25 protein-coding genes are annotated in these 25,718 nt (G+C 51.3%); 16 read left to right on the forward strand and 9 right to left on the reverse strand.

Annotated features, from left to right (window positions below; translation table 11 throughout):
- The first annotated feature begins 409 nt into the window (after nucleotides 1-409).
- The 7 genes from astC to ves all read left to right on the forward strand — a co-directional run bounded on the left by astC (nucleotide 410) and on the right by ves (nucleotide 8,198).
- The gene (gene astC / locus OGX66_RS06175) at nucleotides 410-1,630 is read left to right on the forward strand and encodes a succinylornithine/acetylornithine transaminase (RefSeq protein ID WP_003840894.1); all 1,221 of its coding nucleotides are present in this window, start codon (nucleotides 410-412) and stop codon (nucleotides 1,628-1,630) included.
- Nucleotides 1,627-2,661, forward strand: coding sequence for an arginine N-succinyltransferase (astA, locus tag OGX66_RS06180; RefSeq protein ID WP_032936105.1), 1,035 nt, complete (start codon nucleotides 1,627-1,629; stop codon nucleotides 2,659-2,661). Before astC ends, astA begins: the two co-directional genes overlap by 4 nt.
- Nucleotides 2,658-4,136 carry a succinylglutamate-semialdehyde dehydrogenase gene (gene astD / locus OGX66_RS06185; RefSeq protein ID WP_286511022.1) on the forward strand — a complete coding sequence of 493 codons (1,479 nt, stop codon included), beginning with the start codon at nucleotides 2,658-2,660 and terminating at the stop codon, nucleotides 4,134-4,136. The genes astA and astD overlap by 4 nt, the downstream gene beginning before the upstream one ends.
- Nucleotides 4,133-5,476 carry an N-succinylarginine dihydrolase gene (gene astB, locus OGX66_RS06190; RefSeq protein ID WP_003840896.1) on the forward strand — a complete coding sequence of 448 codons (1,344 nt, stop codon included), beginning with the start codon at nucleotides 4,133-4,135 and terminating at the stop codon, nucleotides 5,474-5,476. The genes astD and astB overlap by 4 nt, the downstream gene beginning before the upstream one ends.
- A complete protein-coding gene (gene astE, locus OGX66_RS06195; protein WP_088902399.1) occupies nucleotides 5,469-6,434 on the forward strand; it encodes a succinylglutamate desuccinylase in 966 nt (321 codons plus the stop codon). The genes astB and astE overlap by 8 nt, the downstream gene beginning before the upstream one ends.
- Nucleotides 6,435-6,783: 349 nt before the next feature.
- Nucleotides 6,784-7,269 carry an ATP-independent periplasmic protein-refolding chaperone Spy gene (gene spy / locus OGX66_RS06200; RefSeq protein ID WP_003030629.1) on the forward strand — a complete coding sequence of 162 codons (486 nt, stop codon included), beginning with the start codon at nucleotides 6,784-6,786 and terminating at the stop codon, nucleotides 7,267-7,269.
- Between the two features lie 353 nt (nucleotides 7,270-7,622).
- Nucleotides 7,623-8,198: an environmental stress-induced protein Ves gene (gene ves / locus OGX66_RS06205; RefSeq protein ID WP_003030626.1), complete on the forward strand. Its 576-nt coding sequence runs from the start codon at nucleotides 7,623-7,625 to the stop codon at nucleotides 8,196-8,198.
- Here the strand turns inward: ves and cho are convergent.
- Nucleotides 8,158-9,045, reverse strand: a complete 888-nt coding sequence (gene cho, locus OGX66_RS06210) for an excinuclease Cho (RefSeq protein WP_088902398.1) — start codon at nucleotides 9,043-9,045, stop codon at nucleotides 8,158-8,160. The genes ves and cho overlap by 41 nt on opposite strands.
- Nucleotides 9,046-9,176: 131 nt before the next feature.
- The gene (gene nadE / locus OGX66_RS06215; protein WP_032936096.1) at nucleotides 9,177-10,007 is read right to left on the reverse strand and encodes an NAD(+) synthase; all 831 of its coding nucleotides are present in this window, start codon (nucleotides 10,005-10,007) and stop codon (nucleotides 9,177-9,179) included.
- A gap of 200 nt (nucleotides 10,008-10,207) precedes the next feature.
- Between nadE and osmE the strand changes: the two genes are divergently transcribed.
- From osmE to chbG, 7 genes are all read left to right on the forward strand, one after another.
- A complete protein-coding gene (osmE, locus tag OGX66_RS06220) occupies nucleotides 10,208-10,549 on the forward strand; it encodes an osmotically-inducible lipoprotein OsmE (protein WP_003030621.1) in 342 nt (113 codons plus the stop codon).
- 298 nt (nucleotides 10,550-10,847) lie between these two features.
- Nucleotides 10,848-11,168 carry a PTS N,N'-diacetylchitobiose transporter subunit IIB gene (gene chbB / locus OGX66_RS06225; protein ID WP_003840900.1) on the forward strand — a complete coding sequence of 107 codons (321 nt, stop codon included), beginning with the start codon at nucleotides 10,848-10,850 and terminating at the stop codon, nucleotides 11,166-11,168.
- Nucleotides 11,169-11,255: 87 nt separating this feature from the next.
- Nucleotides 11,256-12,614 (forward strand): PTS N,N'-diacetylchitobiose transporter subunit IIC, encoded by a 1,359-nt coding sequence (gene chbC / locus OGX66_RS06230; protein WP_088902397.1) that lies wholly within the window; start codon nucleotides 11,256-11,258, stop codon nucleotides 12,612-12,614.
- 54 nt (nucleotides 12,615-12,668) lie between these two features.
- On the forward strand, nucleotides 12,669-13,016 hold the full coding sequence (gene chbA / locus OGX66_RS06235) for a PTS N,N'-diacetylchitobiose transporter subunit IIA (RefSeq protein ID WP_102191101.1): 348 nt from the start codon (nucleotides 12,669-12,671) through the stop codon (nucleotides 13,014-13,016).
- 10 nt (nucleotides 13,017-13,026) lie between these two features.
- Nucleotides 13,027-13,869: a transcriptional regulator ChbR gene (gene chbR / locus OGX66_RS06240; protein WP_085951594.1), complete on the forward strand. Its 843-nt coding sequence runs from the start codon at nucleotides 13,027-13,029 to the stop codon at nucleotides 13,867-13,869.
- A gap of 124 nt (nucleotides 13,870-13,993) precedes the next feature.
- A complete protein-coding gene (locus OGX66_RS06245) occupies nucleotides 13,994-15,349 on the forward strand; it encodes a 6-phospho-beta-glucosidase (protein ID WP_270932854.1) in 1,356 nt (451 codons plus the stop codon).
- Nucleotides 15,350-15,361: 12 nt separating this feature from the next.
- Nucleotides 15,362-16,120 (forward strand): chitin disaccharide deacetylase, encoded by a 759-nt coding sequence (gene chbG, locus OGX66_RS06250; protein ID WP_121571658.1) that lies wholly within the window; start codon nucleotides 15,362-15,364, stop codon nucleotides 16,118-16,120.
- Nucleotides 16,121-16,156: 36 nt separating this feature from the next.
- On the opposite strand, the gene katE is transcribed toward chbG, so the two are convergent.
- Nucleotides 16,157-18,415 carry a catalase HPII gene (gene katE / locus OGX66_RS06255; RefSeq protein ID WP_270932853.1) on the reverse strand — a complete coding sequence of 753 codons (2,259 nt, stop codon included), beginning with the start codon at nucleotides 18,413-18,415 and terminating at the stop codon, nucleotides 16,157-16,159.
- Nucleotides 18,416-18,607: 192 nt separating this feature from the next.
- Between katE and cedA the strand changes: the two genes are divergently transcribed.
- The gene (gene cedA, locus OGX66_RS06260; protein WP_071524328.1) at nucleotides 18,608-18,871 is read left to right on the forward strand and encodes a cell division activator CedA; all 264 of its coding nucleotides are present in this window, start codon (nucleotides 18,608-18,610) and stop codon (nucleotides 18,869-18,871) included.
- A 63-nt stretch (nucleotides 18,872-18,934) separates the two neighbouring features.
- Here cedA and tcyP read toward each other — a convergent pair whose 3' ends face one another.
- From tcyP to hxpB, 4 genes are all read right to left on the reverse strand, one after another.
- Nucleotides 18,935-20,326: a cystine/sulfocysteine:cation symporter gene (gene tcyP, locus OGX66_RS06265; RefSeq protein WP_270932852.1), complete on the reverse strand. Its 1,392-nt coding sequence runs from the start codon at nucleotides 20,324-20,326 to the stop codon at nucleotides 18,935-18,937.
- Between the two features lie 135 nt (nucleotides 20,327-20,461).
- The gene (locus OGX66_RS06270) at nucleotides 20,462-21,061 is read right to left on the reverse strand and encodes a metal-dependent hydrolase (RefSeq protein WP_086551139.1); all 600 of its coding nucleotides are present in this window, start codon (nucleotides 21,059-21,061) and stop codon (nucleotides 20,462-20,464) included.
- Nucleotides 21,062-21,144: 83 nt separating this feature from the next.
- The gene (gene kduD / locus OGX66_RS06275) at nucleotides 21,145-21,906 is read right to left on the reverse strand and encodes a 2-dehydro-3-deoxy-D-gluconate 5-dehydrogenase KduD (protein ID WP_003840907.1); all 762 of its coding nucleotides are present in this window, start codon (nucleotides 21,904-21,906) and stop codon (nucleotides 21,145-21,147) included.
- A gap of 147 nt (nucleotides 21,907-22,053) precedes the next feature.
- Nucleotides 22,054-22,722 carry a hexitol phosphatase HxpB gene (hxpB, locus tag OGX66_RS06280; RefSeq protein WP_270932851.1) on the reverse strand — a complete coding sequence of 223 codons (669 nt, stop codon included), beginning with the start codon at nucleotides 22,720-22,722 and terminating at the stop codon, nucleotides 22,054-22,056.
- A 167-nt stretch (nucleotides 22,723-22,889) separates the two neighbouring features.
- Here hxpB and OGX66_RS06285 point away from each other — a divergent pair, with 167 nt between their 5' ends.
- The gene (locus OGX66_RS06285) at nucleotides 22,890-23,426 is read left to right on the forward strand and encodes a YniB family protein (protein ID WP_057101647.1); all 537 of its coding nucleotides are present in this window, start codon (nucleotides 22,890-22,892) and stop codon (nucleotides 23,424-23,426) included.
- Between the two features lie 64 nt (nucleotides 23,427-23,490).
- Here OGX66_RS06285 and OGX66_RS06290 read toward each other — a convergent pair whose 3' ends face one another.
- Together OGX66_RS06290 and pfkB are read right to left on the reverse strand one after the other, a co-directional pair.
- Nucleotides 23,491-24,351, reverse strand: coding sequence for a fructosamine kinase family protein (locus tag OGX66_RS06290; RefSeq protein ID WP_003030598.1), 861 nt, complete (start codon nucleotides 24,349-24,351; stop codon nucleotides 23,491-23,493).
- 269 nt (nucleotides 24,352-24,620) lie between these two features.
- On the reverse strand, nucleotides 24,621-25,550 hold the full coding sequence (pfkB, locus tag OGX66_RS06295) for a 6-phosphofructokinase II (RefSeq protein WP_003843456.1): 930 nt from the start codon (nucleotides 25,548-25,550) through the stop codon (nucleotides 24,621-24,623).
- Nucleotides 25,551-25,718: the final 168 nt, after the last annotated feature.

The following is a 25,718-nucleotide window of genomic DNA, read 5'->3' on the forward strand; positions in this document are numbered from 1 at the left end:
ATGGTAGCAGAATTTCTGCAGACTGACTGCTTCTTGTCACCTGATTCCAACAATGTTTGCTAATGGTGTTAACGATGGAGCAAAAACTGCACCGTTTTGGCGCGAAGCGCGCCGGAATAGAGCAATAATTTCCGAAAAATTTCGTATACGATCACAATTCCAGAATTATATTTGGCGACTGAATAAAACTGCGTTTTTTCCTCTGTTTAGTCGCCTGATGCGCAAACATATTCACTTTATATGCACGTATAGTGAATATCGTCACGTTGTAACCTGTTGATATTTCGTCCTCGACCTCCGTTTATGCACTTTTTTCGCTGGCTGGCACGAACCCTGCAATCTACATTTACACCGCAAACACTATATTTATTAACATATAAATAACCTTTTATTTACCGTTGAGGTCGCTATGTCTCTGTCAATTACACGTGAAAATTTTGATGAATGGATGATGCCTGTATACGCTCCGGCCCCTTTTATTCCGGTGCGGGGTGAAGGTTCACGTCTGTGGGATCAGCAGGGTAAAGAGTATATCGATTTCGCGGGAGGCATTGCGGTTAACGCGCTGGGTCACGCCCATCCGGCATTGCGCGAGGCATTAAACGACCAGGCGAGCAAATTCTGGCATACCGGAAATGGCTACACCAACGAGCCGGTATTGCGTCTGGCGAAAAAGCTGATTGACGCCACCTTCGCCGAGCGCATTTTCTTCTGTAACTCCGGCGCAGAAGCCAACGAAGCGGCACTAAAACTGGCGCGTAAATATGCCCACGATCGTTTTGGTAGCCAGAAGAGCGGGATTGTGGCGTTTAAAAATGCCTTCCATGGCCGCACGCTGTTTACCGTCAGCGCCGGTGGTCAGCCCGCCTATTCACAGGATTTCGCGCCGCTGCCGCCGGATATCCGCCATGCCGTGTATAACGATCTCGATTCTGCCAGCCAACTGATTGATGACACGACCTGTGCGGTCATCGTCGAGCCTGTCCAGGGCGAAGGCGGCGTGGTGCCGGCAACAAACGCGTTTTTGCAGGGGTTGCGTGAATTATGCGATCGCCATAATGCGCTGCTGATTTTTGATGAGGTTCAGACCGGGGTTGGCCGTACTGGCGAGCTGTATGCCTATATGCATTACGGCGTTACGCCGGACCTGCTGACGACAGCTAAAGCGCTGGGCGGTGGTTTCCCCATCGGCGCACTGCTGGCGACAGAGCATTGCGCCAGTGTGATGACGGTGGGTACGCACGGTACAACGTACGGCGGCAACCCGCTGGCGACGGCGGTGGCGGGTAAACTGCTGGAAATTGTTAACACGCCGGAAGTGCTCAACGGAGTAAAACAGCGCCACGACTGGTTTGTGGAGCGTATTAACGCCATTAACGAACGTTTTGGATTGTTTAGTGAAATTCGTGGACTCGGGCTGCTGATCGGCTGCGTGCTGAACGCGGAATTTGCCGGGAAAGCGAAACTTATCTCGCAAGAAGCGGCTGTTGCCGGGGTGATGGTACTGATTGCTGGCGCTAACGTGGTGCGTTTTGCGCCAGCGCTCAATGTCAGCGAAGAAGAAGTCGCCACCGGACTGGATCGCTTTGCGCTGGCCTGCGAACGCATTAAAGCAGGAGGTTCATCATGATGGTGATTCGTCCCATTGAACGTGCTGATATCACCGCGTTGATGCAGCTTGCCGGTAAGACCGGCGGCGGATTGACCTCGCTACCGGCGAATGAAGCGACGCTGATGGCGCGTATCGAACGTTCGCTACAAACCTGGCGCGGTGAGTTGCCCAAAAGTGAGCAGGGATATGTATTTGTGCTGGAAGACAGCGCCAGCGGAACCGTGGCCGGGATTTGCGCCATTGAGGTGGCGGTAGGACTTAACGATCCCTGGTACAACTATCGGGTCGGCACACTGGTCCACGCCTCGAAAGAGCTGAACGTGTATAACGCGCTGCCGACGCTGTTTCTGAGTAACGATCACACGGGTAGCAGCGAGCTTTGTACGCTGTTTCTCGATCCGGACTGGCGAAAAGAAGGCAACGGCTATTTGTTGTCAAAATCGCGCTTTATGTTTATGGCCGCGTTTCGTGACAAGTTTAATGAGAAGGTCGTGGCTGAGATGCGCGGCGTGATCGATGAACACGGTTACTCGCCGTTTTGGCAAAGCCTCGGCAAACGCTTTTTTTCAATGGAGTTCAGCCGGGCGGATTTTCTCTGCGGAACAGGGCAAAAAGCGTTTATTGCTGAATTAATGCCCAAGCATCCTATTTACACCGATTTCCTGTCTGATGAAGCACAAAGCGTGATTGGTCAGGTACATCCGCAAACGGCGCCCGCGCGGGCGGTGCTGGAGAAAGAGGGCTTTCGCTATCGCAACTATGTCGATATTTTCGACGGCGGGCCGACGCTGGAATGCGATATTGACCGGGTGCGGGCGATTCGTAAAAGCAGGCTGGTGGAAGTGGCGGAAGGTCAGCCAGCAATCGGCGATTATCCGGCCTGTCTGGTTGCCAATGAAAACTATCAAAACTTCCGTGTCATGCTGGTTCGCGCAGACCCGGATACCCAACGTCTGGTACTGACGGCGGCACAACTGGATGCCCTGAAATGCCACGCGGGCGACCATGTACGTTTTGTGCGTCTTTGTGCAGAGGAGAAAACAGCATGACACTATGGATAAACGGTGACTGGGTGACGGGACTGGGCGAGCGCCGGGTGAAAACCAACCCAGTAGGTGGTGATGTGCTGTGGCACGGCAATGATGCCGATGCCACGCAGGTGACGCAAGCGTGCCAGGCTGCGCGTGCAGCTTTTGCCGGTTGGGCTAAACAGCCCTTCAGTGAACGCCAGGCGATTGTTGAAAAGTTTGCTTCATTGCTGGAAAGCAATAAGTCCGAGCTAACCCAGATTATCGCCAGGGAAACCGGCAAACCACGCTGGGAAGCCGCGACTGAACTGACGGCGATGATCAATAAAATCGCCATCTCCGTCAAATCTTACCATGCCCGTACCGGAGAGCAGCACAGCGAACTACCGGATGGCGCGGCAACGTTGCGCCACCGCCCACACGGCGTGCTGGCGGTTTTTGGTCCGTATAACTTCCCTGGTCATTTACCCAATGGCCATATTGTTCCGGCATTACTGGCAGGCAATACGTTGATTTTCAAACCCAGCGAGTTGACGCCGTGGACCGGTGAAGCAGTAACAAAGCTGTGGGAACAGGCGGGATTGCCGCCGGGCGTGCTGAACCTGGTGCAGGGCGGACGTGAAACAGGGCAGGCTCTGAGTGCGCTGGAAGACCTCGATGGTCTGCTGTTTACCGGCAGTGCTAGTACCGGTTATCAGTTGCATCGGCAGTTATCCGGTCAACCGGAAAAAATCCTCGCCCTCGAGATGGGGGGTAATAACCCGCTGATTATTGAGAATCCGGAGGATATTGATGCCGCGGTACATCTGACCATTCAGTCCGCATTTGTCACCGCCGGACAACGCTGTACCTGTGCCCGCCGCCTGCTGGTAAAAAAAGGCGCGCAGGGTGATGCGTTCCTGACGCGTCTGGTGGAGATTAGTCAGCGTTTAATGCCCGGCAACTGGGATGCGGAACCGCAGCCGTTTATGGGCGGACTGATTTCCGAACAGGCCGCGCAGCATGTCTATGATGCCTGGCAGCGTCTGGCGTCGTTGGGGGGACGTACGCTGTTGGCGCCACGTCTGGTGAAAGCGGGAACGTCACTGCTGACCCCTGGAATCATTGAACTGACCGGGGCGGCGAACGTACCTGATGAAGAGGTTTTTGGGCCGCTGCTTGGCGTATGGCGTTATGACAGTTTTGATGAGGCGATTCGTGTGGCGAATAACACCCGCTTTGGACTGTCGTGTGGGTTAGTTTCGCCCGATCGCGGCCAGTTTGAACAGCTACTGCTGGAGGCACGAGCAGGGATCGTCAACTGGAATAAGCCGTTAACCGGCGCTGCGAGTACCGCACCGTTTGGCGGCGTTGGCGCTTCCGGGAACCATCGCGCCAGCGCGTGGTATGCCGCAGATTATTGCGCCTGGCCGATGGCAAGTCTGGAATCACCGGCCTTAACGCTGCCAACGGCGCTTAGCCCCGGGCTGGATTTTTCTCGCGAGGATAATCTATGAAAGCCCGTGAGGTAAATTTTGATGGCCTGGTGGGACTGACTCACCACTATGCTGGATTGTCATTTGGTAATGAGGCCTCAACCAAACATCGATTTCAGGTGTCGAACCCGCGTCTGGCGGCGAAGCAAGGTCTGCTAAAGATGAAAGCGTTGGCGGATGCGGGTTTTCCTCAGGCGGTGATCCCCCCCCACGAGCGGCCTTATATTCCGGTTCTGCGTCAGTTGGGTTTTAGCGGCAGTGACGAACAGGTGCTGGAGAAAGTGGCGCGTCAGGCACCTCACTGGCTCTCCAGTGCCAGCTCCGCATCGCCTATGTGGGTAGCGAATGCGGCAACGGTTTGCCCTTCAGCAGATTCGCTGGACGGGAAAGTGCATCTGACGGTGGCGAATCTGAATAATAAGTTCCACCGTTCGCTGGAAGCGCCTACTACCGAAGCGTTGCTACGGGCGATTTTCCGTGATGAGAATAGTTTTGCTGTCCACGGTGCGTTACCCCAGGTTGCGCTTTTCGGTGATGAAGGGGCGGCAAACCATAACCGCCTCGGTGGAGATTACGGCGATCCCGGTGTACAGCTATTTGTTTACGGTCGTGAAGAAGGCAATGCATCCCAGCCGAAGCGCTATCCGGCAAGGCAATCCCGTGAGGCCAGTGAGGCGGTCGCACGACTGAATCAGGTTAACCCGCATCAGTGTATTTTTGCTCAGCAAAATCCGGATGTCATCGATCTTGGTGTGTTTCATAACGATGTGATTGCGGTGTCGAATCGCCAGGTGTTGTTTTGTCATCAGCAGGCGTTTGTTAGACAGCAGGCGTTATTAGAGCAGTTGCGTAGTCAGGTGGCAGGTTTTACCCCGCTGGAAGTCCCGACTGCGGAAGTTTCGGTGCAGGATGCGGTGACTACTTATCTGTTTAACAGTCAGTTGCTGAGTCGTGACGACGGTTCGATGATGCTGGTCCTGCCGCAGGAGTGCCGGGAGCATACTGGCGTGTGGCGGTATCTGAACCGTCTTCTCGAGGAAGACAATCCGATCGATGACCTGCGGGTATTCGATCTGCGTGAAAGTATGTCCAACGGCGGCGGTCCGGCATGCTTGCGCCTGAGAGTGGTGCTCACCTTGCAGGAACAGCAGGCGGTGAATCCGGCGGTTATCATGAACGATATGCTGTTTAACACGTTGAATAACTGGGTTGACCGTTACTATCGCGATCGTCTTACCGCTGCCGACCTTGCCGACCCACAGCTGTTGCGCGAGGGGCGTGAAGCGCTGGATACGCTGACGCAATTGCTTAACCTCGGCTCTGTGTATCCTTTCCAGTTGGAGGGGATGCGCCATGGATAACTTTCTGGCTATCACGCTCGCAGGTGCCACTCCGGAGGAAACGCAAGGAACCATTCATGGTTTTGACTGGCAGTGGATCGGTCACGGAATTCTGGAACTGACGCCGCTTGCACCCGTTGAACATTCTCTGGTGCTGTCTGCGGGGATCCATGGCAATGAAACCGCGCCGGTAGAGATACTCGACTCATTGTTGTCCCGGTTATTTAGCGGCGAGCTGGCACTAACATGGCGGCTACTGGTGATTCTGGGAAACCCGCAGGCGCTTGCTGCAGGAAAACGGTATTGTCATAGCGACCTGAATCGTATGTTTGGCGGCCGGTGGCAGATTTTTACCGCGAGTGAAGAAACGCGCCGAGCCCATGAGCTTGAGCTGTGTCTGGAAGATTTTTATTCGCGGGCGAAAGAGCCAGCACGCTGGCATCTGGATCTGCACACCGCGATTCGCGGTTCACTGCATCTGCGCTTTGGCGTGTTGCCACAACGCAACGTTGCCTGGGATGAGGGTTTTCTTGAATGGCTGGGAGATGCGGGACTGGAGGCGCTGGTTTTTCATCAGACGCCTGGCGGTACGTTCACCCATTTTAGCGGGGAACATTTTGGCGCACTGGCCTGTACGCTGGAACTCGGTAAAGCGCTGCCGTTTGGACAAAACGATCTGTCCCAGTTTGCGCAAACGGCAGACGCACTGGCGCAGTTGCTGCGAGGCGAGCGAGTATCGACGGGAGAAACATCTCCGCTGCGCTACCGCGTAGTGTCGCAAATCACGCGACGTAGCGACGATTTCATTCTTCATATGGATAACCAGACGCTCAACTTTACCTCTTTTAAAGAGGGAACCTTGCTGGCGCAGGACGGTGATGAACGTTTTATTGTCACCCATGATGTTGAATACGTTCTCTTTCCGAATCCCAACGTGGCCTGTGGTTTACGTGCCGGGCTGATGCTCCAAAAAATGTGATAAATATATATGCCTTGCAGGTTTATCCTTCAGGGCTTATTTTTGCGTGCTGTTTTTATTTATTACGGATTATTCCTGGTGAATTGCTTTCTTAATAATCAGGTTTCAGGTATAGTTCTTCATAATCCTTTCAAAATCATCCTGTTGTAATTTTTTATTGCAACTCTGCGCAATTTATTCTTTTTTTCTTCATAATTGATGAAAATTTGTTTTTTATACTTTCACTGTTTTACCGTTGCTCTGATTAATTGACGCTTAAGCCGGTAAAGTTAATCTCGTCAACACGACATCACATTGCATAAGAGTCGCATGAGTGTCGTAAAAATAACTGAAAGAAAGGATAGAAATTATGCGTAAACTGACTGCTCTGTTTGTTGCCTCTACTCTGGCCCTGGGTGCTGCCAACCTGGCTCACGCCGCTGACACGACAACAGCTGCGCCAGCTGATGCCAAACCGATGATGCACCACAACGGTAAATTCGCTCCGCATCACGACATGATGTTCAAAGACCTGAACCTGACCGATGCTCAGAAACAGCAGATTCGCGAGATCATGAAAGGTCAACGCGACCAGATGAAACGTCCGCCGCTGGAAGAGCGTCGCGCGATGCACGACATTATTGCCAGCGATAGTTTCGATAAAGCGAAAGCCGAAGCGCAGATTGCGAAGATGGAAGAACAGCGCAAAGCCAACATGCTGGCGCATATGGAAACTCAGAACAAGATTTACAACATTCTGACCCCGGAACAGAAAAAGCAGTTTAATGCCAATTTTGAGAAGCGTCTGACAGAACGTGCAGCGCAGAAAGGTAAAATGCCACAAGCTGCCGAGTAATCGATCAGCGTCTACACTAAATCATTCATGCTGTGTTGCACTGATTGCCGCACAGCGTGAAACCAAACTCAAGACCGCCGCTCTTGTCCACAACACGTTTAACGATGTGGGCAGGATCGGCGGTTTTTTCTTTCCTGCCTATTGCACCGGACACACGACACGCTATTCTCCTGAAGCCCGTGAAAATTCTACCTGGATCAGCGCGTTATTCTTTTTTGCAAAACACCGGGTTCATCGCTAAGGCAAATCAACTCTGCTGCCGATAACAATAATCTGCAGGGTGAACATACCAATGATGATTTATGGCTGCCTGTTTACGGCGGGTTGCCGTGCTGCGTCTTTCTGGAGGGATGATGGAATACTTTGATATCCGCAAAATGCCGGTCAATCTGTGGCGAAATGGTGCGGGAGAAACCCGTGAGATTTGCTGTTTTCCGCCAGCAACACGAGATTTTCACTGGCGGGCGAGTATCGCCTCCATTGCAGCCAACGGAGAGTTTTCTCTCTTTCCCGGCGTAGAACGCGTGATTACTTTACTGGAAGGTGGAGAAGTGACCCTGGAAGAGTCAAACACCTTCACACATACTCTGAAACAGCATCAGCCTTTTACCTTTGCCGGTGACAAGGTGGTAAAAGCGAAGCTGACAGAAGGGCAGATGTCGATGGATTTCAATATCATGACCCGACGGGATGTCTGCCAGGCGAAAGTCAGAGTTGCCGACCGTACGTTTACGACTTTTGGTTCGCGCGGCGGCGTGGTATTTGTTATCAGCGGTGCCTGGCAACTGGGCGATAAGCTACTGACCGCCGATCAGGGTGCAAGCTGGCACGACGGTAAACACACCTTACGACTGCTGGAGCGCGAGGGAAAACTGCTGTTCAGCGAGATTAACTGGATGCCGGGCCATTCTCCGGACGCAGTTCAATAATGTCATATTGACCAGACAGAACAGGCCGGCAGAGAATTTTGTAGCCATCATGGTCAAAGCCGGCCGGCATACGCGCCAGGGTAGCCGCTTCATCCAGCGTTGAAACGGCTCCCAGCCACAGCCAGTTGTTGATGATATGGTACTGTGTCATTTCAGCGCGGGTTTCCTGCAGCGCAATGGCATTGCTCCATGGCCAGCAAATCACTCTCACTCTTTCCAGCGCCTCTAACAGACGCAAATGATGGGCTTCATGACTCTCTTTCCCGCAGCACGCTCCGGCGCATCGCTTAAGCGCGGAGCGAAAACAGGCGCGCCCGCGACTCAGGGGTTCCAGCCCCAACAGGCCGTAGCACAGCTGTTGTTCATCCGCGAGGCTTTGCAACGCTTGTAGCGCTGCGCGACGATTGGCAAACAGGCCAAACAGATTGGGGGCATGGGAGAAATCAATATCTCGTGCGTAGACAACCTGAACGGTTCGGTCGGTAAGCTGCAAGGCGCAAAGCTGACGATTGCGCCGCAGTCGTTTATTAAACAACGGCTGCTGTTCTTTGATCAATCGCGCTTCCAGCAGCAGGGCACCAATTTCTCCCGCGGTACAAATCCAGCTAATGCGTTTGGCCTGACGCAGCATTGCTGCTTCGTTTGCGGTACGCAGGTGTGCCATCACGCGGCTGCGAATATTGACGCTTTTACCAATATAGAGCGGCATAGTGTCGCATTCACTGTGAAACAGATAGACGCCTGGCACGGCGGGAAGCGCACTCAAAAATGGACGCAGGTGCTCAGGATATTCATAGATTGCCGCTGCCTCAAATGCCAGGCGCGGGGCTGATTGACGCCGTACCACTTCTCACTCCGGATGCTGGTTATCCATCCAGTGTAACAGTTTGGAACCGATTAAAAAAGCGGCATCAGATCAGGAAAAGGGACCGGACAGCGGTGATCCCAGTGCTATCCGGCAATATGTGACTAAAAGAATTACGCTTTTTTCCAGAAGTCATCAAACACCGTAATCGGTGTGCGACGTTTGTGCTCGGTCTTCAGATACCAGCCTTCAATTTTTTTCGCGACGTCGGCAGCCAGCGTTTTTCCTTCCAGATAATCGTCGATGTTGTCATAGGTGACGCCTAATGCGGCTTCATCCGGCAGAGAAGGACGATCGTCTTCGAGGTCGGCGGTTGGTGCTTTCTTATATAAATGTTCCGGGCAACCCAGCGCGGCAAGCAACTGCTTACCCTGACGCTTGTTCAAACGGAAAATAGGGTTAATGTCAGTACCACCATCGCCGTATTTGGTGAAAAATCCGGTGATGGCTTCTGCTGCATGATCGGTTCCCACGACAACGCCGCTGGTCATGCCGGCGATACTGTACTGAGCCTTCATACGTTCACGGGCTTTTTCATTGCCACGGACAAAATCGCTCAGTTCAATACCCGCTTCACGCAGGGCCTGTTCACTGGCCAGTACCGCACCCTTAATATTGACGGTGAGTACGCGGTCTGGTTGGATAAAGGCGATGGCATCCTGACAGTCCTGTTCATCAGCCTGAACGCCATATGGCAGACGTACGGCAATAAACTGCAGCGCGTCATTCCCCGTTTCTTCGCGAAGCTCGGAAATAGCCATCTGGCATAGTTTTCCCGCGAGCGTTGAGTCCTGCCCGCCGCTAATCCCTAATACCAGTGATTTCAGAAAGGGGTAGGTCTGCAGATAAGATTTAAGGAAATCCACGCTGCGGCGAATTTCTTCTTCTGCATTGATATGCGGTTTTGCGCCAAGCGCCTGGATTATCTCTTGCTGCAGAGTCATTTAACCCCCTATGGAAAATAAAATGATCAAAAAAATGATGTGTTAAAATTATCGCGTTGAGGCCCAAACGACAAGGGATGCGAGCATCATTTTGTTTTAATAGAATTTTCCGAAACCGCCTAAGTATCATCTGATTGCTTGAAAAATGCGTTGTTGTGCTCCAGGCTTATATAACACGCTGAAATACAAGAGGACGGAATATGAACAAGAACCTAACAGGAATTCTGAGTGCAGCGGCTGTTTTGACTATGCTGGCAGGGTGTACGGCTTACGATCGTACCAAAGACCAATTTGTTCAGCCCGTGGTGAAAGATGTGAAGAAAGGGATGAGCCGGGCGCAGGTGGCGCAGATTGCCGGTAAACCTTCTTCTGAAGTCAGCATGATTCATGCGCGAGGGACATGCCAGACCTACATCCTGGGTCAACGAGATGGTAAAGCTGAAACCTATTTTGTTGCTTTAGATGACACCGGACATGTGATTAACTCCGGTTACCAGACCTGCGCAGAGTACGACACCGACCCGCAGGCGGCGAAGAAGTAACAACTGCTTATTGCCTGAGCATTCAGACGAACCGGCCATCGTGCCGGTTTTTTTGTGCCGAACGATCTTATTTATTGCCGCGAATTATTTGCCCGAAATGTGAGGGGGGTCATAACGACAGGTCAAGGAGAGACAATTTAGTTGGTCAAGGAAATACCATCCACTGGTGCAATCCCGTATACTCATTTCAGCCACCTAAAAAAGTAATTTAGCTGACGCAAGTTACCCAGAGCATGGATGCAGGTTATGGCTTGCGGAGTGTCTGGTTGACAGATAATCGCATATGAGGATCGTTTTAATGGAAAAGAAACACATTTATCTGTTTTGTTCTGCGGGCATGTCGACTTCATTGTTGGTTTCGAAGATGCGTGCTCAGGCCGAAAAATACGAAGTGCCGGTTATTATTGAAGCGTTTCCTGAAACGCTGGCCGGAGAAAAAGGTCCAACGGCCGATGTCGTGTTATTAGGTCCACAAATTGCTTATATGTTGCCCGAAATTCAGCGTTTGTTACCCAACAAGCCTGTGGAAGTGATTGACTCGCTGCTGTATGGCAAAGTCGATGGTTTAGGCGTGCTTAAGGCTGCTGTTGCAGCAATTAAAAAAGCCGCAGCAAATTAATTATTTTATTTTAATTTTTCCCGTCAAAGAGTTATTTCATTAACATTCACCGCAATTTTTAATTGCGGTATTTAAGGGTATTTTTCTATGAGTAACGCTATTGCTTCACTTGAAAAGGTACTCCTTCCTTTTGCTGTAAAAATTGGAAAGCAGCCACACGTTAATGCAATCAAGAACGGTTTTATTCGTTTAATGCCGTTAACCCTCGCAGGGGCCATGTTTGTATTAATCAATAACGTTTTCCTGAGCTTTGGGGAGGGGTCGTTTTTTTATTCAATGGGCATTCGACTTGATGCTTCAACTATTGAAACGCTGAATAGCTTGAAAGGCATTGGTGGAAACGTCTATAACGGTACGCTGGGTATCATGTCATTGATGGCACCGTTCTTTATCGGCATGGCGCTGGCAGAGGAACGTAAAGTCGACTCACTGGCTGCTGGGCTGTTATCTGTCGCCGCGTTTATGACCGTAACGCCTTATAGCGTGGGTGAAGCCTATGCCGTTGGTGCGAACTGGCTCGGCGGTGCCAATATTATTTCCGGTATCATTATCGGCCTCGCGGTCGCGGAAATGTTCACCTTTGTGGTTCGTCGCAATTGGGTCATTAAATTACCTGATAGCGTACCGACATCTGTATCGCGCTCTTTCTCTGCGCTGATTCCTGGCTTCCTTATCCTCTCCATTATGGGGATCATCGCCTGGGCATTGAACACCTGGGGTACGAACTTCCACCAGATCATTATGGATTCCATTTCAACTCCGCTGGCGTCGTTGGGCAGCGTGGTGGGCTGGGCCTACGTGATTTTTGTTCCGCTGCTGTGGTTCTTTGGTATTCACGGTTCACTGGCGCTGACTGCGCTGGACAGCGGTATCATGACGCCATGGGCGCTGGAAAACATCTCTATCTACCAACAGTTTGGTTCCGTAGATGCCGCGATGGAAGCCGGTAAGACGTTCCACGTCTGGGCGAAACCGATGCTCGACTCCTATATTTTCCTTGGAGGTAGCGGGGCAACGCTGGGTCTGATTATCGCTATCTTCCTGGCATCGCGTCGTCCTGACTATCGTCAGGTTGCTAAACTGGCACTGCCATCAGGTCTGTTCCAGATTAACGAACCCATCCTGTTCGGTCTGCCGATCATCATGAACCCGGTGATGTTTATCCCGTTCATCCTGGTTCAGCCGATTCTGGCGGCGATTACGCTGGCAGCTTATTACTCAGGCATTATTCCACCGATTACCAACATTGCACCGTGGACCATGCCAACCGGTTTGGGCGCGTTCTTTAACACCAACGGTAGTGTCGCTGCTCTGCTGGTCGCGCTGTTCAACCTCGGTATCGCAACGCTGGTTTACCTGCCGTTCGTGGTGGTAGCCAACAAAGCGCAGAACGTTATTGACCAAGAAGAAAGCGAAGAAGATATCGCTAACGCATTGAAATTCTAAATTTAATCCGGCATGGCTTCACGGTCATGCCGGACTGAACCAGAGGAAAAAAGTATGTTGGATATCGAGAACATCGTCGACACGCAGTCCGAAGCAGAAGAACTTGAAGAAGTGGTGATGGGCCTCATCATCAACTCCGGTCAGGCGCGTAGCCTGGCGTACGGCGCACTTAAAATGGCCAAGCAAGGCGATTTCGAGTCGGCCAAGGCGATGATGGAGCAGTCTCGTCTGGCGCTGAACGAAGCGCACCTCGTGCAAACGAAACTGATTGAAGGCGATCAGGGCGAAGGTAAAATGAAAGTTAGCCTGGTGCTGGTCCACGCGCAGGACCACCTGATGACATCAATGCTGGCGCGTGAGCTGGTGACTGAACTGATTGAACTTCACGAAAAGCTGAAATAGCGAGGAGTGCATAATGCAGCTACAGATTAACGCACCGGAAATCAAAACCGTTTATGAACAGCAGCTGTTTAATGGCAAAAATTTCCATGTGTTCATCTATAACAAAACTGAGAGCATCAGCGGGCTGCATCAGCATGACTACTATGAATTTACCCTGGTTTTAACCGGGCGCTATTATCAGGAAATCAACGGTAAACGCGTACTACTCGAACGTGGAGACTTTGTCTTTATCCCGTTGGGATCGCACCACCAAAGTTTTTATGATTTTGGTGCGACAAGGATCCTTAACGTCGGCATCAGTAAACGTTTTTTTGAACAGCACTATCACCCGCTACTGCCATTTTGTTTCGTTGCATCGCAGGTCTATCGGGCGAATAACTCGTTTCTTACCTATATTGAAACGGTTATTGCATCACTTAACTTTCGCGAGAGCGGACTGGATGAATTTGTAGAAGTGGTCACCTTCTATATTATTAATCGGTTACGTCATCATCGCGAAGAGCAGGTGTTGGATGATATTCCGCAGTGGCTTAAAACCACCGTTGAGACCATGCATGACAAACGGCAGTTTAGCGAGAATGCGCTGGAAAATATGGTACAACTGTCCGCGAAATCCCAGGAGTACCTGACCCGCGCAACCCAGCGTTATTACAGCAAAACGCCGATGCAGATTATTAATGAAATCCGCATTAACTTTGCTAAAAAACAGCTGGAAATGACGAACTATTCTGTAACGGATATTGCTTACGAGTCTGGCTACAGTAGTCCAAGCCTGTTTATTAAAACGTTTAAAAAGCTGACGTCGTTTACACCGAATAGCTACCGTAAGAAATTAACTGAATTTAATCAGTAGATATTATTTGCCAATAACCCATTTTTTATAGCTTGCCCAAAATAGCGTCGGGACAGCCACGCTATACCTGACATACGGGTTGAGCATAATACACGTCAGTGTTTTGACACTGAAGGGAGAAAGTATGAGCCAGAAATTAAAAGTCGTCACTATCGGTGGCGGGAGCAGCTACACCCCTGAATTACTTGAAGGCTTTATTAAGCGCTATCATGAATTACCGGTTTCTGAGTTGTGGCTGGTTGATGTCGACGGTGGAAAAGAGAAACTGGACATTATTTTTGACCTATGCCAGCGCATGATCGATAAAGCCGGCGTGCCGATGAAGTTGTTTAAAACGCTGGATCGCCGTGAAGCACTGAAAGATGCTGATTTCGTTACCACCCAGCTGCGTGTAGGGCAGCTGCAAGCCCGTGAAAAGGATGAACGCATTCCGCTGAGCCACGGGTATCTGGGGCAGGAAACCAACGGCGCTGGCGGGTTGTTCAAAGGCCTGCGTACCATTCCGGTTATCTTTGATATTGTTAAAGATGTGGAAGAACTGTGCCCGAATGCGTGGGTGATCAACTTCACTAACCCAGCCGGGATGGTGACTGAGGCGGTTTATCGCCATACGAATTTCAAGAAATTCATCGGCGTATGTAATATTCCGATCGGCATGAAAATGTTCATCAGCGACGTGCTGGCGCTGAAAGAGAGCGATGCCTTATCTATCGACCTGTTTGGTCTGAACCATATGGTCTTCATTAAGGATGTTCTGGTCAACGGTGTGTCACGCTTTGATGAACTGCTTGACGGCGTTGCTTCGGGTCAGTTGAAAGCCTCTGGCGTGAAGAACATCTTCGACCTGCCGTTCAGCGAAGGATTGATTCGTTCGCTGAAGCTGCTGCCGTGCTCGTATCTGCTGTACTACTTCAAGCCAAAAGAGATGCTGGCGATCGAAATGGGCGAGTACTATAAGGGTGGCGCACGTGCTCAGGTAGTACAAAAAGTTGAAAAACAACTGTTTGAACTCTACAAAAATCCTGAGCTAAACGTTAAACCGAAAGAGCTGGAGCAGCGCGGCGGGGCCTATTACTCCGATGCGGCCTGTGAAGTGATCAATGCCATCTACAATGACAAACAGACCGAGCACTATGTCAACGTTCCTCACCATGGGCATGTTGATAATATTCCTGCCGACTGGGCGGTTGAGATGACCTGTACGCTGGGGCGCAACGGTGCTACGCCGCATCCGCGAATTACCCATTTTGATGAGAAAGTGCTCGGCCTTATCTATACCATTAAAGGTTTTGAAGTGGCGGCGAGCAACGCAGCGTTGAGCGGTGAGCTGAATGATGTGCTGCTGGCGCTGAACCTGAGTCCGCTGGTGCATTCTGACAGCGATGCCGAGATTCTGGCGCGTGAGCTAATTCTGGCACATGAAAAATGGCTGCCAAACTTCGCCGGGTGCATTGAGAAACTCAAAAGCGAACAACACTAACTGAGGTCGGCTATGGAACGCGTACTGATTGTAAATGCGGATGATTTTGGCCTGAGTAAAGGACAAAACTACGGCATTGTTGAAGCTTGTCGCAATGGTGTTGTCACCTCGACAACGGCGCTGATTAACGGTGCTGCAATTGACCATGCGGTACAGCTGAGTCGCGACATACCTGAACTTGCCGTCGGAATGCACTTTGTTCTGACGCTGGGCAGGCCGTTGACGGCAATGCCGGGCCTTACTCGTGACGGGGTACTGGGGAAATGGATCTGGCAGATGGCTGAGGAAGACACTCTGCCGCTGGATGAAATTTCTCAGGAACTGGCCGCACAGTATCAGCGTTTTATTGACCTGTTCGGGCGGGAGCCGACGCATCTGGATAGCCATCACCATGTGCATATGTTCCCGCAAGTTTTCCCTATCGTAGCAGGGTTTGCTGCCCAGAAGGGGATTGCGTTGCGTATCGATCGTCAGGCGGTATTCCAGGCGTCTGACTTACCGGAAACCTTACGGACTTCCCAGGGATTCAGCAGCGAGTTTTACGGTGAGGCGATTTCTGAAGCTCTGTTTTTGCAGATGCTTGATGCGTCAGCCGATCGCGGAGAATCCTCGCTGGAAGTGATGTGTCATCCGGCTTTTATCGATGACATTATTCGTCAAAGTGCCTACTGTTACCCCCGCTTAACTGAGCTCGACGTGCTGACGTCTTCGTCACTGAAATATGCTATTGCGGAGCGCGGTTATCGTCTTGGCAGTTTTCTAAACGTGTAATTCCTGAGTTTGCGGCGCTTGATGCGCCGCATTTTTTTAGGCCGGAATCGTGTCTATTTTTCCGGCGCGTGACCAGACGCGGTGCGCGGTCATCAGCGTCAGCAGGGTATCCATGAACTGTGTGTCTGCACTGTCCGCTTCCACCACGCCTTCTTCTCCTTCCTTTTTGATATTCAACGTTGCTTTAAACTGACGAGCATCGCCAGCCAGGGCGATAGGTTTTAAGTGTTTATACGCTTCGAGTAAGTAATATCGGGCATCTCCGTTCATTGCGATATCCGCAATATTCCCACATGGAACAATGACTGCATCGACCGTCAGGGATGGCGAACCCGCAAAGGTACCGGCGATTGTCAGAACGGAGCCATCGTCGGCAACCACATTCCCCATTCGGGAATAGAGCAGTTTTGCATGAACACCTTCGGCCTGTAGGGCTTGCATGATGGCGAGCAGATCGGCCGATTTCACCTGGTCATTAAGTAAAATGGCGACCACACGGCCCTTAATCTCACCTTGCGCACCTGCATATAAACTGAGTGACGGCGCATTTTTCAAACCGTTGACGTTGGCCGGCGGCATAATTTTGGTTTGTTCCTCAGTGAGTTCAAAACCGAGATTCCCGGCAACCGCCGTGGCGAGGGCAGTATCAATATGAGCTAACTGATCGACCACTCTTTCTCTGATATAGGGGCGCGTAACTTTGCTAAGTTCGAAACTGAATCCGCCGATAATATGCTGCCGTTCAATTGGCGTCTGACTTAGCCAGAACAGACGAGGCTGCGCATAGTATTCGCCGAAAGAGGGGCTGCGTTCGCGGATTTTGTTTCCTTCAATCCGTTCCTGGTACGACTCAAATCCACCGCGTTTTGGCCCCGGAGGTGTTTCACGCGGCCAGTTATCATTGATGGAATTCGGTTCATAGTTGGCTGGGTTGGTATCGATGTCCATGCGATGCATGCCGTCACGCTGGAAATTATGATACGGACAGGTTGGGCGATTAATTGGGATTTCATGGAAGTTGGGCCCGCCCAGACGACTGATCTGGGTATCGGTATAGGAGAACAAGCGGCCCTGCAACAAGGGATCGTTAGTAAAATCGATGCCCGGGACGATGTGTCCGGGATGAAAAGCCACTTGCTCATTTTCGGCGAAAAAATTGTCCGGATTGCGGTTTAGCACCATTTTACCGACGAGTTGTACCGGGACCAGTTCTTCAGGTATCAATTTCGTTGGATCGAGCAGGTCAAAATCGAACTTGAATTCGTCCTCTTCAGGAATGAGCTGTAGCCCCAGTTCATATTCCGGATAATCGCCCGCTTCAATCGCCTCCCACAGATCGCGGCGATGAAAGTCGGGATCCCGACCGGTAAGTTTTTGCGCTTCATCCCATACCAGCGAAGCTTTGCCTGCCAGCGGTTTCCAGTGGAAACGGACAAAGGTGGCTTTCCCTTGCGCATTAATCAACCGAAATGTGTGAATACCAAAGCCTTCCATCGTGCGATAGCTGCGCGGAATACCCCGATCGGACATTGCCCATATGACGTTGTGCAACGTTTCAGGCTGTAATGAGACATAATCCCAGAAGGTGTCATGGGCGCTTTGGCCCTGCGGGATGGCCCAATGCGGCTCCGGTTTAACCGCATGGACGAAATCTGGGAATTTATGGGCATCCTGAATAAAGAAGATGGGAGTATTGTTTCCCACCAGGTCGAAAATGCCCTCTTCAGTGTAAAACTTGGTCGCAAATCCCCGTATATCTCTGACCGTATCCGCAGAGCCTGCGCCGCCCTGAACCGTAGAGAATCTGACAAAAACCGGGGTGATTTTATTTTCATCACTCAGAAAGTCCGCTTTCGTCGTCGCGCTGAGACTGGCATAGGGCTGAAAGTAACCGTGAGCGGCAGAACCTCGGGCATGTACGATCCTCTCCGGGATGCGTTCATGATCAAAATGGGTGATTTTTTCCCGCAGGATGAAGTCTTCCAGCAGAGTTGGCCCACGGTTTCCGGCGCGCAGAGAGTTTTGATCGTCCGCAATGCGCACGCCCTGATTGGTGGTCAGGGCAAAATCCTCGCTTCCTTTGCGAAAACTGTCCAGCGCGTTGAGTTTGTCACTTGTGACGTCAGGCGCTTTTAAGCTGCCGGATGTGGTGGGTTGCATGCCTGGTGGCGTGGGTTCAGGCGCTGGCTGATGTGAACCGTCTGCTGGCGCCAGTGAGTCAAGTCCTGGCTGGGATTCGCTGGCATCATGAACCGGCGCTGAGTGATGGAGTGGGTGCTTATCGTTCTGTGACATTAAACTCGTCTCCTGTTTTCATCGCTGAAAGGGTCGTTGTTGCTGTCAAAAACTTTAACTATAGACCACTCATTCAGCGGCGCAGGTACAGGCCGATGACGTAAAGCGCGATGAACCAGGCAAACAGCGCACGCAAGGCAGGACGTCAGGAGGCAAAATCGGCTAAGATAGCGGTTTTCTGATTTTTAGAATTTGTCTTTAGTGAAGCAACTGATTATGAAACCTCTTCGCCAACAAAATCGTCCGGTTATCAGCTATGTTCCTCGCGTGGAGCCCGCTCCACCAGAGCATGCGATTAAAATGGATGCGTTTCGTGACGTATGGATACTGCGCGGAAAATATGTCGCTTTTGTCTTAATGGGGGAGTCGTTTCAACGTTCGCCTGCATTTACGGTCCCGGAATCAGCGCAGCGCTGGGCTAATCAGGTTCGTCAGGAAAATGAACTGAGCGATTAATGGATATAAAAAAACCGCCGGAGCATGATACTCCGGCGGTTTTTTGTTTTTTAGCTGACAGACTTAGCGATGCGCCAGTTCGGCGTTATCGTCGCTGTCCAGAATTGTTTTATCGGTCTGCTTCAGCCATTGACTGGTCAGCGTACCGGCAGTCATGGAACCGCTTACGTTCAACGCAGTACGACCCATGTCGATCAGCGGTTCAACGGAGATCAACAGCGCAACCAGCGTGACCGGCAGACCCATAGCAGGCAGAACGATCAGTGCGGCAAACGTTGCACCGCCACCGACACCCGCAACCCCTGCGGAACTCACGGTCACGATACCAACCAGCGTGGCAATCCACATTGGGTCCAGCGGGTTGATTCCAACGGTCGGCGCGACCATTACTGCCAGCATTGCCGGGTACAGACCCGCACAACCGTTCTGGCCAATCGTGGCGCCAAAAGAGGCGGCGAAAGAGGCGATGGATTCAGGCACGCCCAGACGACGGGTTTGCGCTTCAACGTTCAGCGGAATTGAGGCTGCGCTGGAACGGCTGGTGAAGGCGAAAGTCAGCACTGGCCACACCTTACGGAAGTATTTCAGCGGGCTAACGCCGTTAATACCCAAGAGGATCCCGTGAACCACGAACATAATGCCCAGACCGAGATAAGAGGCCACGACGAAGCTACCCAGCTTAATGATGTCCTGAAGGTTGGAACCGACAACCACTTTGGTCATCAGCGCCAGAACACCGTACGGCGTCAACTGCATCACCAGACGAACTAGCTTCATCACCCAGCTTTGCAGGGTATCGATAGCCACCAGAACGCGCTCGCCTTTTGGTGCATCATCTTTCAGCAGTTTCAGTGCGGCTACACCCAGGAATGCTGCGAAGATAACTACGCTGATAATCGACGTCGGGTTGGCGCCAGTCAGATCGGCAAACGGGTTTTTCGGAATAAACGACAGCACCAGTTGCGGAACGCTGAGGTCAGCCACTTTGCCAACATAGTTGGTTTCAATCGCGTTCAGACGGGCCGTCTCGGCACCACCTTGCACCAGACCTTCGGCGGTCAGGCCGAACAGGTTGGTCACCAGAACCCCAACCAGTGCGGCAATCAGCGTGGTAAACAGTAGCGTTCCGATGGTCAGGAAGCTGATTTTACCTAACTGAGAGGCATTGTGCAGACGCGCAACGGCGCTGAGAATAGATGCAAAAACCAGCGGCATAACAATCATCTGCAGCAACTGTACATAACCGTTGCCGACAATGTTGAACCACTGTACGGAATCTTTAAGAACCTGGCTGTCGGAACCATAAATGGTATGCAGGGCAAGGCCGAACACGACACCCATGACCAGACCGACCAGTACTTTTTTGGCCAGACTCCACTGTTTGTGCCGGGCTTGCGCCAGCACGAACAGCAGCACTATGAACACGATAATGTTCGCGATTAAAGGAAAGTTCATCCCCGTTCTCCTGATCTTATTATGCGTATCACCGTTTAAAGGTGATTCTGTTGGCGCAAGATTAGCAGAACTGTGACATGCCTCTTATATTCAAATGGAATTGTTTATACCGAAAATGACTTTTTGGCTGATTTATTAGTCAATCTGATGCGTTATGAAACGATTGAACTGCATTTGTAGCGTATTAATCATCTGCGAAGACCAGCGTACAGCGCTGTTCTCTTGTACGGTCTGCGGCATCCAGATTGCCCATGCGAATAGTGCCATGCACAGAAACCGCTCCAGTTGGTTGCCTTTTTGCGGCACGAGAATGGGCAGACGAAAACGCCAGCGGCAGGGCCAAAGCAGGGGAACGCCCGCCGGGGTCAGCATATCGGCCAGAATATGGCTGAGATAACCGAGAACCATACCTTGTAAGGCATCAGCCGGTATTATCCAGGTGTCCGGGACTTTCAGGTAAAACGTGGTCAGCAGGGCAAAGACTGCAAGCAGGCTATGCGTAAACCCGCGATGACCAAATGCCCGGGCAATGGGTTTTGATATCCACTTCAGACGCTGCCCCAGCAGGGATTTGGGATGATCAATATCCGGCAGCAGGCACGTTAAAATGGCGGAAGGAACAATATGCCACCAGTCACCCTGCGCAAGAACGGGCGTTAGCTCGGCATTCTTGGCAAATACCGCACAGGCAATAGAAAAAAGAAGGTGGCCTTCCGCCGTCATGATAAAACCCAATAAACTGTCGATTCATACAGTATAGGGGTTTTATACAGTAGGCGGAAGAGGTGACGTTGTAACCCTTTGTCACAAGTGCGCCATTACCGCGCCAGCCAACCGCCATCCACGGCTAGCGTATAGCCATGAATATAGTCAGAGGCGGAACTTGCGAGGAATACGACCGGGCCTTTCAGATCATTTGGCGTGCCCCAGCGCCCTGCGGGAATACGATCGATAATCTCCTGATTGCGCTCGCTGTCTGCGCGCAGCTGCTGGGTATTATTGGTCGCCATATAGCCGGGTGCGATAGCATTGACATTAATTCCTTTGGCCGCCCATTCATTGGCGAGCAGGCGAGTGATGCCCAGTACACCGCTTTTTGATGCTGTATAGGAAGGGACGCGGATTCCGCCCTGAAAAGAGAGCATCGAGGCAATGTTAATAATTTTTCCGCCATTGCCCTGAGCCAGAAACTGGCGCGCCACGGCCTGTGACAGAAAGAAAACAGATTTGAGATTCAGATTCATCACGTCATCCCAATCCTTTTCACTGAAGTCCAGCGCATCCTGACGGCGTATGGTTCCCGCATTGTTGACCAGAATATCGATCCGGCCAAACGCCGACACCGATTGTGTCACGATGCTGGTGAGAGCATCTTGTTGGCTGAGGTCGGCCTGAATAGCCATAAAACGTCGACCGAGGGCGTTAATTTTCTCTGCGGTTTCATGTGGTATTTTACGATTCACGCCGACTACATCGCAGCCCGCTTCAGCCAGCGCCACTGCCATACCCTGCCCAAGGCCGGTGTCACATCCAGTGACGATGGCTACTTTACCTTCGAGACGAAAAGCTTCCTGAATCATGTTTACCTCAACTATTTATGTCATTAACGCTTGCTCTATAGGGCAAGGATAGGAGAGGTTAAACAGAAACACAATTAAAAATGAAACGATGTTTTAAAAATAAAAAATCTGAGAGGGCGGGCAATACGATCATTGCCCGTTACAGGATTAGCCGCGCAGATGAACAGCAGTAAGTTCGGTGAGCGAGGTTAGTTTGACGTCGGCAAGAACGAAGCGGGGATCTTCCTGATTCTCATGCGCTGGTACGACGATGGAACGCATACGGGCGGCTTTCGAAGCAATCATGCCGTTTACCGAGTCTTCCAGTGCTACGCAGTTTAACGGATCAATGCCCAGTTTTGTGGCGCAATCGAGATAAACCTGCGGGTGCGGTTTGCTGTAGGGCAGTTTTTCTGCGGAAGCCAGAGCGTCGAAGCTGCTGCGCAGATCAAACATGGTCAGCACTTTTTCCAGCATATGCAGCGGCGAGGCGGATGCCAGTCCTACTTTGATGCCCTGAGATTTGCACAACGCCACGGCTTCACGCACACCCGGCAGCAGTGGTTTTGTTTCTTCCACTAACGCAATGGCCCGGGTGATGATGCGCTCGGTGACTTCCTGACGTGAGGGACCGTTCCACGGTTGCTGCGCAAACCACAAATCGACCACCATATCGATGCGTAAGCCAAGAGTATCGGGAAGTTCATGGCGGCGGGAGATATCAACGCCTAAACTTGCTATCACATCCAGTTCAGCCAGATCCCAAAGCGGTTCAGAATCGACCAGTAACCCATCCATATCGAAAATTGCAGCAAGAATTTGACGCGGGGTTGACATTACAACCTCTCCTTTACGGTGATAAAAGGGATTAAGAGCCAGTAATAACAGGCTCTGAGCGTTCATTATGGCTAATTCAGCAGTATACCGCCTTTAAAGATCAGGCGAAAACGGTTATCAGCGGGTAAACTTAGGCCAAAATGACACGTCTTTATCAAGGGGAACTCATGACGTATCAACAAGCTGGACGCATTGCCGTCTTGAAAAGGCTGGTGGGATGGGTAATTTTCATTCCCGCGCTGATTTCAACACTGGTTTCTGTACTGAAGTTTATGTATGCGCACAGCGAAAAGCAGGAGGGAATTAACGCGGTCATGCTCGATTTTGCTCACGTGATGATCGATATGATGCGGGTTAATACACCTTTTCTTAACGTGTTCTGGTATAACTCGCCAACGCCCGATTTTCAAAGTGGACTGAATCTCGTTTTTTGGCTGATATTCATCCTGATTTTTATCGGTCTGGCGTTGCAGGATTCAGGCGCTAGAATGAGCCGCCAGGCACGTTTCTTACGCGAAGGCGTTGAGGATCAGCTGATTCTGGAACAGGCAAAAGGCAGTGAAGGATTATCCCGCGAGCAACTTGAGTCGCGAATTGTGGTACCGCACCATACGATCTTCTTACAAATTTTCCCGCTTTATATTTTGCCGGTGATCGTTATCGTGATCGGCTACTTCTTCTTCTCATTGCTGGGCTTTTTGTAAGTGCCGCTCTATCGGGCCTGCCACGTTGCGAAACGGCAGGCCTGATAAGCAACGCGGTACGTAGTTAAGCAGCGAGTAATCTATCCAGCGCTTTCTGCGCCACAACCAGATGCTGTCCTCCGAACAGAATTGCTCGATTCAGCAGCGTATAGAGCTGGTAGATTGGCTGCCTGTCAAGAAAGTCCAGCGGTAGTGGTGAGACTGACTGGTAACCGTCATAAATTTGCGGCGGCTGATCGGTATGTAACGGCAGCATTGCCAGGTCGCACTCTCTGTCCCCCCAGTAGCAGGCAGGGTCAAAGATGTACGGACCGTTAGGACCGAGGGCGCAGTTCCCGGACCACAAATCACCGTGCAGGAGAGACGGCTGCGGCTGATGAGAAGAGAGACGTTGCTGGACATGTTCGACGATGGCATCAATATTGCCAAACGCAATGCCTTTTTCAGCGGCGAGTTCCAGTTGCCAGCCTATACGCTGCTCGGCGAAAAAGGTTGACCAGCGACGTTGCCAGGTATTGGGCTGCGGTGTGGTAGAGAGCGCGTTATCGAAGTCGAGACCAAACTGAGGCTGGTCGCTCCATTCGTGCAAATGCGCAAGCTGTTGACCGAGGATAAATGCGTTATGCGCATCAAGCGGACGGGGAGGGAGGAAATCCATCACCAGAAAGCTGTAATCTCTGTCTGCGCCTACTGCCCAGACTTTCGGTACCGATACAGTTTGACTGCGGGAAAGTAGCTCCAGCTGATCGGCTTCTGCCGTAAAGCCGGTTAACAGCTCTCTTTCATCGCATTTGACGAAAAAATCTCGCCCCGCATAGCGTAAATGCCATGCGGCGTGAATCTCTCCGCCGGGCAGTTCATTACGCAGTTCGATTTCGCCTTCACCTAATTGCTCGCTTAAAAGACGACTGATAGCCTGCCACATGATGTCTCTCCCCATGTTGTCTGCCAGATCATAAGGTTAGCGCAAGAATGCGGTTAAAAAACACGAACTGACGCACACCACGGACGCGTCATCGCTGGAAAGGCACTTAATGTTTGTCGCTCTTTTTCACCCCGTACCGTTGTGGAGACGTCTGACTGCACATGATTCACTTCTTTGTAATCACGTGATTTTTATCATAGTCGCATAACACCCATGCTGACAGTTTTACGCGAGAATCCCCCTTTCTCTTCAAAAGAGGGACGGTGTCATTACTGAGTGAGATACGAATAAATTTTTTGCGTGTCGTCCAAAGAGCACAGGCGCGTACCCTGATTTAGCGTTGCAGCGCTACCTGCGGCGACGCCGTAACGGACAATATCCTCAAAAGGTGCATTCTCAGCCAGTTTAAGCGTCATGGCCCCGACCATACTGTCGCCCGCGCCTACGGTGCTTTGACTTTTCACCGGTGGCGGAACCACCTGAACGCAGGTATCTCGATCTACGCCCAGCGCCCCTTGCGGCCCAAGCGAGACCACAACGCGGTGCGCTTTTCCACTATGTACGATTTCCTGTGCGGCCTTGCGCACATCATCGGGCTGTGTCAGTTCTCGATTTACCAGCGCACTCAGTTCTTTGAGGTTAGGTTTGACCAGTTCGATATTGCCGATGGCTAACGCCGCCGTCAGTGCTTCACCTGAACTGTCGACAATACAGCGGATCCCTTGTTTTTGTGCGGTGGTAATCAGTCGGGTCAACTTCTCAAGCTGTACGCCGGGCGGCAAACTACCGCTGATGACCAGCAATGCACCAGATTCAATTTCCAGCACCTGATCCTGAAGTTGGTAGAACTCGTCATCGGTCAGCGCAGCACCAGGCATGACAAAACGATATTGTTCGCCGCTGGACTCAACGTGGACATGAAGATTTTGTCGGGTCCAATCTTTGGCTTCGACAGTGGATACGGGAACATTTTCGTCGGCGAGCAATGCAATAAGATGCTCTCCGGTTGCCCCCCCCGCGGGGAAAATCGCCGTTGCGGTTCCGCCAAGATGGGCAATTGCGCGAGCAACGTTGATGCCGCCGCCGCCGGGTTCAAAAACTGGCGAGGTACAACGAAGCTTACCTTCCGGGTAAATTTGCGGGGTGATTGTTGCGCTATCGAGAGAGGGCGCAAGTGTTAACGTATAGATACGTACCATCTTTACCTCCTGTTAGGCTGTCCTCAGTCTGGCACTTAACCTCCCGAAAGTGAAGTAATTAACAACATGATTTTTCATATCTTTATTTAAAATTATCGTCATAAAGTTATATAAATAAAATAAAGGTTTAGGAGCGCTCTTATTCAAAAAATGAAATAAGAATTTATT

Origin of the sequence: Citrobacter sp. Cf072, from assembly GCF_030334485.1 — a bacterium.
Classification (GTDB): domain Bacteria; phylum Pseudomonadota; class Gammaproteobacteria; order Enterobacterales; family Enterobacteriaceae; genus Citrobacter; species Citrobacter freundii.

Coding starts and splice junctions, on each gene's coding strand:
- astC (WP_003840894.1), top strand. CDS start 410: ATGTCTCTGTCAATTACACGTGAAAATTTTGATGAATGGATGATGCCT.
- astA (WP_032936105.1), top strand. CDS start 1,627: ATGATGGTGATTCGTCCCATTGAACGTGCTGATATCACCGCGTTGATG.
- astD (WP_286511022.1), top strand. CDS start 2,658: ATGACACTATGGATAAACGGTGACTGGGTGACGGGACTGGGCGAGCGC.
- astB (WP_003840896.1), top strand. CDS start 4,133: ATGAAAGCCCGTGAGGTAAATTTTGATGGCCTGGTGGGACTGACTCAC.
- astE (WP_088902399.1), top strand. CDS start 5,469: ATGGATAACTTTCTGGCTATCACGCTCGCAGGTGCCACTCCGGAGGAA.
- spy (WP_003030629.1), top strand. CDS start 6,784: ATGCGTAAACTGACTGCTCTGTTTGTTGCCTCTACTCTGGCCCTGGGT.
- ves (WP_003030626.1), top strand. CDS start 7,623: ATGGAATACTTTGATATCCGCAAAATGCCGGTCAATCTGTGGCGAAAT.
- nadE (WP_032936096.1), bottom strand. CDS start 10,007: ATGACTCTGCAGCAAGAGATAATCCAGGCGCTTGGCGCAAAACCGCAT.
- osmE (WP_003030621.1), top strand. CDS start 10,208: ATGAACAAGAACCTAACAGGAATTCTGAGTGCAGCGGCTGTTTTGACT.
- chbB (WP_003840900.1), top strand. CDS start 10,848: ATGGAAAAGAAACACATTTATCTGTTTTGTTCTGCGGGCATGTCGACT.
- chbC (WP_088902397.1), top strand. CDS start 11,256: ATGAGTAACGCTATTGCTTCACTTGAAAAGGTACTCCTTCCTTTTGCT.
- chbA (WP_102191101.1), top strand. CDS start 12,669: ATGTTGGATATCGAGAACATCGTCGACACGCAGTCCGAAGCAGAAGAA.
- OGX66_RS06245 (WP_270932854.1), top strand. CDS start 13,994: ATGAGCCAGAAATTAAAAGTCGTCACTATCGGTGGCGGGAGCAGCTAC.
- chbG (WP_121571658.1), top strand. CDS start 15,362: ATGGAACGCGTACTGATTGTAAATGCGGATGATTTTGGCCTGAGTAAA.
- katE (WP_270932853.1), bottom strand. CDS start 18,415: ATGTCACAGAACGATAAGCACCCACTCCATCACTCAGCGCCGGTTCAT.
- tcyP (WP_270932852.1), bottom strand. CDS start 20,326: ATGAACTTTCCTTTAATCGCGAACATTATCGTGTTCATAGTGCTGCTG.
- kduD (WP_003840907.1), bottom strand. CDS start 21,906: ATGATTCAGGAAGCTTTTCGTCTCGAAGGTAAAGTAGCCATCGTCACT.
- hxpB (WP_270932851.1), bottom strand. CDS start 22,722: ATGTCAACCCCGCGTCAAATTCTTGCTGCAATTTTCGATATGGATGGG.
- OGX66_RS06285 (WP_057101647.1), top strand. CDS start 22,890: ATGACGTATCAACAAGCTGGACGCATTGCCGTCTTGAAAAGGCTGGTG.
- OGX66_RS06290 (WP_003030598.1), bottom strand. CDS start 24,351: ATGTGGCAGGCTATCAGTCGTCTTTTAAGCGAGCAATTAGGTGAAGGC.
- pfkB (WP_003843456.1), bottom strand. CDS start 25,550: ATGGTACGTATCTATACGTTAACACTTGCGCCCTCTCTCGATAGCGCA.